Below are 4,208 nucleotides of genomic sequence, written 5' to 3' on the forward strand. Positions count from 1 at the left end.
CGGGCGGCGGCGCGCGACCGCAGCACCTGGACGGAGGTCCCGCAGCGTTGCGCGACGGCGCGCGTGCGCCCGACGAGCGGACCGTCGCCGGGCCCGACGACGGCGTGCGCGCAGGGCGTCAGCAGGGTCGTGCCGGACTCGGCCTCGAGGTCGCGGTAGCGCGCGAGCGACCGGTCGGCGAGCGCCGGGTAGTGCGCGCCCTCCCAGTGCAGCCGACGGAACAGCCGCGTGCCGCCGTGCGACCCGCCGTGCACGTGGCCGGGCTCGTGCTGCTCGACGCCCACGGCCCGTAGCCCCGCGCGCGCGAGGCTCCACAGCGTGGTCGCCCCGGCGACGCCGAGCCCGACGACGACCACGTCGACGGCGTCGTCGACGTGGGCCGTCCGGCCGACGCGCCCGGCCCGCGCCCCCGGATCGTCGGGCATCAGATCTTCATCGCGCAGCCCCGGCTCTCCAGCCGGTTGACGCGTCGCTCGATGCGCAGCACGTCGCCCGTGACGCCGCACGGGCAGGCGACGTCGCGGTCGACCCAGCCGAAGTCCTCGCTGAGGACGAACCCGGGGAAGCTCGTCGGGGTCGGGTCGCAGTAGGCGAGCAGCCCGGACTCGCCCGGCTCGACGGGCGCGAGCGTGCGGGCGTCGCGCGCGCTCACGTAGAGCCACGGCGGGCAGTGCTTGGCGTGGTGCGCGCACTCGAGCGCGATGGTGTTGAGCTCGACCATGTTGAACGCGTCGCGTACGGCGCCGACGTCGCGCAGCCCGAGCGACGGGACCAGCGCGTCGTGCAGGTCGGCCCGGCCGACGGCCTGCCCCTGCCGCCCCTTCCAGCCGCCGATCGTCACGGCGAACCGGCGCGGGTGCGCGGGGAGCGGACGCGAGCGCAGCGCGTGCGCGAGGTCCCACAGCAGCGGCGGCGGGCCGACGACGAGCGACGGCACGGACGGGTCGTCGGCCGCGAGCGCGTCGACCAGCCGCTCGGTCTCGACGGCCCCGTCGCGCACGTAGAAGTCGGTCTCGTGCAGCACGGAGACGCCGGACATGACGTACGAGATCCACAGGTGCTGCGACTCGTCGACGCGCGGGCCCACGTTGTGCACGACGGTCTCCGCGTGCTCGACGTCGAGCAGCTCGTGCGTCGCCGCCGTGACCGACGCGAAGAACCGCATGAGCGTCGCGTCGTCGCGCGGGACCCGGGACACCGTGCCCTGCGTGCCGCTGCTCGTCGTCTGCACGACGGGCGCGTCGCCGGTCCGGACCAGGTCGGCCGCGCGCTTGAACACGCCGCTGGGCAGCAGCGGGATGCGGTCGAGCGTGTCGACGTCGATCGACGCGGGATCCAGGCCGTCCGCGTACCGGGCGTAGGCGGGGTTGTGCGCGACGTGGTGCGCGACCGCGTCGCGCAGGAACGCGGCGCGGACCTCGGGCGCGGCGCCGTCGCGCAGCACGTCGGTCGCGGAGAGCCACGCGTCGAGCGCGCTGACCTCGTCGGCCGTCGTCGTGGGGGCGGGTCGGGTCGCGGTCGTGCTCATCGCTGCTCTCCCTCGGCGGGCGCGGGTCGGGGGTCCGTGCCGACGGCGGCGAGGTCGTCGGCCTGCATCGTCGCCCGCACGCGGTCGTACCGGTCGACGAGGTAGTGCTGCGCGGCGTCGGTGCGGCGCGTGTAGTAGCGACCGGGGTCGTCCCACGAGCGCTCGATCGACACGAGCCGGACGAGCGTGTGCATGCCGAGCGAGCCGTCGTGCGTGAACCCGGCGCGCGGCATGCGCGAGAACCCGGCCTCGACGAGCCGGTCCGCGCCCGCGGCCGCCCACCGGTCGCGGTGCTCGGTCGTGATCCGCCACGGGTGCACGCTCAGCGTCTGGCTGTGCCGGTCGAGGTGCCGGGCCACGTCGCCCAGGTCCTCGACGGGGTGCACGAACAGCGTGCGGCCGAGCGGGTGCGGCAGGTCCGTGGTGCCGAGCGGCAGCTCGACGACCGCCCAGTCCGGTGTGACCGTCGACGGGAAGCCGCGGAACGACGCCTCGGCGAGCAGCGCGGACCGGTTGGCGAGCACGTCGCGGTTCTCGGTGACGAACGGCAGGTTGCCCGTGAACGTCGCGAACGCGTCGCGCGCGGCGGCGACGAACGCCGTCGTGTCGCCCTTCACGAAGACGCGCTGCGTGTTGAAGCACGCCTCCTGGTCGTAGAACGCCGCGTCCTCGACGACGCGCATCGCGGCCTCGCGGACGTCCGCGTCGGTGAGGTCGACGACCGATGCGCTGTGCCGCGGGCCGTACTCGGCCAGCGGGACGTTGACGCCGAGCTTGCTGCGCACGGACCGGACGGCGGCCTCGCCGCCCCACACGCAGGCCGCGTCGACGGACGCGATCGCCGCGTCCCCGACCGCGTCGCCGTGCGGCCAGTACGGCAGCGACAGCGCGCGCGACACCGGGTGCTGCGGGTCGACCTCCAGCACCGCGAGCGCGAGCCCGACGGGCGAGATCGGGTCACGTGAGGGGAGCTTCGCGATCGAGCGGTTCTTGGTGACCATGCCGCGGCACAGGCTGTACATCGACGCGAGCGGCAGGTTGCCGACCAGGTAGTGCAGGACCAGCCCGCGGGGGTACGCGCGCCGGTACGACATCTGCACCGGCAGCCACTCGTCGAGGATCCGCTGGTCGCCGAACTCCGACTCGATCTGGTCGTACAGGTGCCAGCGCTGGGCGAGGAAGTGCCCGATCGTCTCGTAGTCGCGCTCCATCATCACGTCGGGGAACTGCGTGAGCGTGTGCGCGTGCCGGCGGACGAACATGCGCGCCGCGAGGCGACGGGCGTCCCACAGCTCGCCGACCTTGCCGAGGAACGTGATGATCTCCGCCGACGAGAGCTCCGCGAGCTCGGCGTCGAGCGCGGGCCCGGCGGCGTGGATCTCGTCGAGGTGCGAGCGGTGGAACTGCGGGATGCGGACGGCGGCGCCGCTCTCGAACCGCAGCAGGTGGACGTCGTCGTCCTGCGGGCCGTCGGCGTAGCGCGCGACGCCGTTGACGATGAGCGGGAGGTCGATGACCTGGTCCATGGGTTCTCCGTTCGGTGGTGCGTGACGTCGGGGTGCGCGGGGCACGTCCGTCGGGGTGCGGGTCGGGCGGGCGCGCGTCAGGCCGGTTCGGCGCGCGGGACGCGTCGGGCCAGCCCCGGTGGGCAGACGACGAGGAAGGCGACCGCGACGACCGCGAGCGCGACGGCGACGGCCGCGAGCGCGCCGCCGACCCGGTCGACGAGCTCGGGACCGGCCGGGACGGGCCCGGCACCGGGACGGCCCGCGTGCACGGCCCACCCCGCGAGCGCGACGCCCAGCACGCCGCCGGCGTTCCGCACGAGGTTGCTGGTGCTCGTCACGACGCCCGCGCGGGGCGCGCCGGCCAACCGCAGCAGCGCGATCGTCGCGGGGGTGAGCGCGAGGGTCGCGCCCGCGCCGACCAGGACGAGCGCGACGGGCCGCACGGGCGACGCCGGGTCGAGGCCGACACCGACCGCGAGCCCGGTGCCCGCGGCCATCGCGAGCAGCGCACCGCCGACCAGCAGCCGCTCGGGGAACCGCTCGGCCAGGCGGCCCGCGACGAACCCGACCGCGAACAGCGCGACCGTGAGCGGCAGGAACGCGACGCCCGTCGCGAGCGCGCTGCGTCCGAACGCGGCCTGGTCGCTGAGCGGGACGAGGAACACGAACGCGTAGAGGCCGGCGAACGTCGCGCCGCCCAGCAGCAGGAGCACCGCGACCTCGGAGCGGGTCACGAGGTCGGTCGGGAGCACGGCGTGCGGCCTGCCGCGGCCGCGGCGCAGCAGGAGCACGACGGCCCCCACGAGCACGACGACCGCGAGCGCCGGGCCGAGCGGACCGGGCGGGACGTGCTCGATGACGAGGACGGCGGCGGTGAGCAGAGCGGCGGCGAGCACGACGACGCCGAGGACGTCCGCCCGGCCCGGGACGCGCGCGGCGGCGGGTGCGGACCGGCGGACGGCGAGCAGCCCGCCGCACACGACGACCCCCACGGGCACGTTGAGCCAGAAGATCGACCGCCACCCGGCGGTCTGCACGAGCACGCCGCCGACGAGCGGCCCGACCGCGAGCGCGACCGCCCCGATCGCCGACCACAGCGCGACGGCGTGCGACCGCGCGGGTCCGGCGGGGTGCGCCGCGGCGACGAGCCCGAGCGACGCGGGCACCACGAC

The 4,208-nt window shown here is 75.7% G+C and carries 4 protein-coding genes; all 4 read right to left on the reverse strand.

The annotated features are described in order from the left end of the window. On the reverse strand, positions 1–425 hold a 425-nt coding region (locus tag CTKZ_RS19630; RefSeq protein WP_124344497.1), incomplete at its 3' end, for an FAD-dependent oxidoreductase. After that, complete coding sequence (locus tag CTKZ_RS19635) at positions 425–1,528, reverse strand: LuxE/PaaK family acyltransferase (protein ID WP_124344498.1); 1,104 nt, start codon at positions 1,526–1,528, stop codon at positions 425–427. The genes CTKZ_RS19635 and CTKZ_RS19630, both read right to left, overlap by 1 nt. Continuing rightward, complete coding sequence (locus tag CTKZ_RS19640; RefSeq protein ID WP_124344499.1) at positions 1,525–3,054, reverse strand: aldehyde dehydrogenase family protein; 1,530 nt, start codon at positions 3,052–3,054, stop codon at positions 1,525–1,527. The genes CTKZ_RS19635 and CTKZ_RS19640 overlap by 4 nt, the downstream gene beginning before the upstream one ends. A gap of 77 nt (positions 3,055–3,131) precedes the next feature. Further along, on the reverse strand, positions 3,132–4,208 hold a 1,077-nt coding region (locus CTKZ_RS19645), incomplete at its 5' end, for an MFS transporter (RefSeq protein WP_124344500.1).

The organism is Cellulomonas algicola, from assembly GCF_003851725.1.
In the GTDB taxonomy this organism is placed as follows: Bacteria; Actinomycetota; Actinomycetes; order Actinomycetales; family Cellulomonadaceae; genus Cellulomonas; species Cellulomonas algicola.